Annotated in this window: 1 protein-coding gene and 5 pseudogenes; 2 read left to right on the plus strand and 4 right to left on the minus strand. The window is 51.1% G+C overall.

The window, feature by feature from the left end; all coding sequences use genetic code 11:
- Positions 1 to 350 (minus strand): annotated as a pseudogene (locus BGK49_RS26895) (IS1 family transposase); the annotation flags it as partial.
- A 51-nt stretch (positions 351 to 401) separates the two neighbouring features.
- Between BGK49_RS26895 and BGK49_RS31070 the strand changes: the two are divergent.
- Positions 402 to 557 (plus strand): annotated as a pseudogene (locus tag BGK49_RS31070) (DUF1266 domain-containing protein); the annotation flags it as partial.
- A gap of 116 nt (positions 558 to 673) precedes the next feature.
- Here BGK49_RS31070 and BGK49_RS12785 read toward each other — a convergent pair.
- The 3 pseudogenes from BGK49_RS12785 to gatB all read right to left on the minus strand — a co-directional run.
- Positions 674 to 1,324, minus strand: a pseudogene (locus BGK49_RS12785) (dehydrogenase family protein); the annotation flags it as partial.
- A gap of 3 nt (positions 1,325 to 1,327) precedes the next feature.
- A pseudogene (locus tag BGK49_RS12790) lies at positions 1,328 to 1,882 on the minus strand (PTS transporter subunit IIC); the annotation flags it as partial.
- Positions 1,883 to 1,885: 3 nt separating this feature from the next.
- Positions 1,886 to 2,062: pseudogene (gene gatB, locus BGK49_RS12795) on the minus strand (PTS galactitol transporter subunit IIB); the annotation flags it as partial.
- 50 nt (positions 2,063 to 2,112) lie between these two features.
- Between gatB and BGK49_RS26905 the strand changes: the two are divergent.
- On the plus strand, positions 2,113 to 2,277 hold a 165-nt coding region (locus tag BGK49_RS26905), incomplete at its 3' end, for an IS1 family transposase (RefSeq protein WP_047664789.1).

Here is a 2,277-nt window from a genome sequence, read left to right on the forward strand (position 1 = left end):
AGCACCGACGTAGCCCCACTGTTCGTCCATTTCAGCGCAGACAATCACATCACTGCCCGGTTGTATGCGCGAGGTTACCGACTGCGGCCTGAGTTTTTTAAGTGACGTAAAACCGTGTTGAGGCCAACGCCCATAATGCGTGCACTGGCGCGACATCCGACGCCATTCATGGCCATATCAATGATTTTCTGGTGCGTACCGGGCTGAGAGGCGGTGTAAGTGAACTGTAGTTGCCATGTTTTACGGCAATGAGAGCAGAGATAGCGCTGATGTCCGGCAGTGCTTTTGCCGTTACGCACCACGCCTTCAGTAGCGGAGCAGGAAGGACATCTGATGGAAATGGAGGCCACGCAAGCACCTTAAAATCACCATCATACACTAAATCAGTAAGTTGGCAGCATTACCGGCATATCTGCTGCTATCGCAGAAAGTTAACGGATGCTGAACTTGAAGCGTGTTATCGTTACGACAAGCAGTTTTGGGAGCACTACAGTAAGAAATGCCGTTGGCCCATAAGAAATGTTCCCTGGGGAGCATCATCCGTTAAATACTCATAAACGCCTGAAATTTTGCCGGGGGCGCTGCGCTTGCCCGGCCAACATTAGAGCGTAACTGCAATGAATTGTGCCCATTTGTAGGCCTGATAAGCGTAGCGCCATCAGGCATTTACAACTTAAATCACACCCTGCGCCAGCATCGCATCGGCAACCTTCACAAAACCGGCAATGTTCGCGCCCTGCACGTAGTTGGTTTGCTCACCTTCACCACCATGCTCAACACAGGCATGGTGGATATCCAGCATGATGTGATGCAAACGTGCGTCAACTTTCTCGGCTTTCCAGCCCAGGCGCGCAGCGTTTTGCGCCATTTCAAGGCCTGACGTTGCTACACCGCCAGCATTAGCCGCTTTACCCGGTGCAAACAGTACGCCTGCCTGCTGGAACAGTTCAGTCGCTTCGATGGTGGTCGGCATATTTGCCCCTTCGGCGACGGCTTTAACGCCATTGGCGATAAGCTGATGCGCGGCGTCAACATCCAGTTCGTTCTGGGTGGCGCAAGGCAGGGCGATATCAACCGGTACAGACCACGGCTGTTGGCCTTCGAGATAGACCAGACCAAATTCTTTGGCGTAATCTGCCACTCGACCATCGCGGCTGGCTTTGATTTCGATAAGACGTGCCAGTTTCTCTTTCGTGAATCCGCTTTCATCAACTACAGTGCCGCTGGAGTCTGACGCAGTGATCACACGAGCACCAAATTCCATCGCTTTTTCGATAGCGTACTGGGCGACGTTGCCGGAGCCAGAAACGGAAACGCGCATCCCTTACGCCGACGTACCGTGCGGAATAGCAATACCTTCCAGCTCAAAGAAATTTCGGGTATCGCGGGCAAACCAGTCGCCGAGCTTATAAACAAACGCCGCGTGAATTACCACACCTGCCATCCCTATCATCCATGAACCAGTTGCCAGATGCAGCAACGCGCCGGTGAAGGTCATATGCCAGATATTCCAGATATCAATATTTACCACCCGCGTCATACGGGTCAGTAACATCGCCACGTTAACCAGAATCGCAATCGGAATCGCCACCAGCGCAATTTGCGACGCCCAGGTCATTGGTGAAGAGCCCGGCCAGCCGACATCGACCACATGCAGATTCAGGTCGAAATTTTCCGCCATCGCTTTCGCCGCCGGACCAATGGAATCCAGCATTAAGCCAATCACAAGGCCAATGCCAACAAAGCCAATCCCGATATGCAGACCCGCTTTAAAGCAATCGCCTGCCTTCATGCCTAATATTTTAGAAAAAATAATGATGACAATCGGAAGCATCACCGTAGGGCCGAGGTCGAGAATATAACGCATGACTTCTGAAAACATAGGTCACCCCTGTAAGATAGTCAGAATTTTATTTTGTAATGCTTCGATACCGATACCAGAAATAAAAGGCATGCCGTGAACTAACGGAATATCGCCAAAACTACGATCCACTTTGGCAGTGGTGCATATCAAATGCACACCATCCATATAGGTTTCTATTTCATTAACCCGACACGGTAATGCTGCCAACTTACTGATTTAGTGTATGATGGTGATTTTAAGGTGCTTGCGTGGCTTCCATTTCCATCAGATGTCCTTCCTGCTCCGCTACTGAAGGCGTGGTGCGTAACGGCAAAAGCACTGCCGGACATCAGCGCTATCTCTGCTCTCATTGCCGTAAAACATGGCAACTACAGTTCACTTACACCGCCTCTCAGCCCGGTACGCACCAGAAA

This window comes from Shigella sp. FC1544, assembly GCF_001722145.1.
Taxonomy (GTDB): domain Bacteria; phylum Pseudomonadota; class Gammaproteobacteria; order Enterobacterales; family Enterobacteriaceae; genus Escherichia; species Escherichia coli.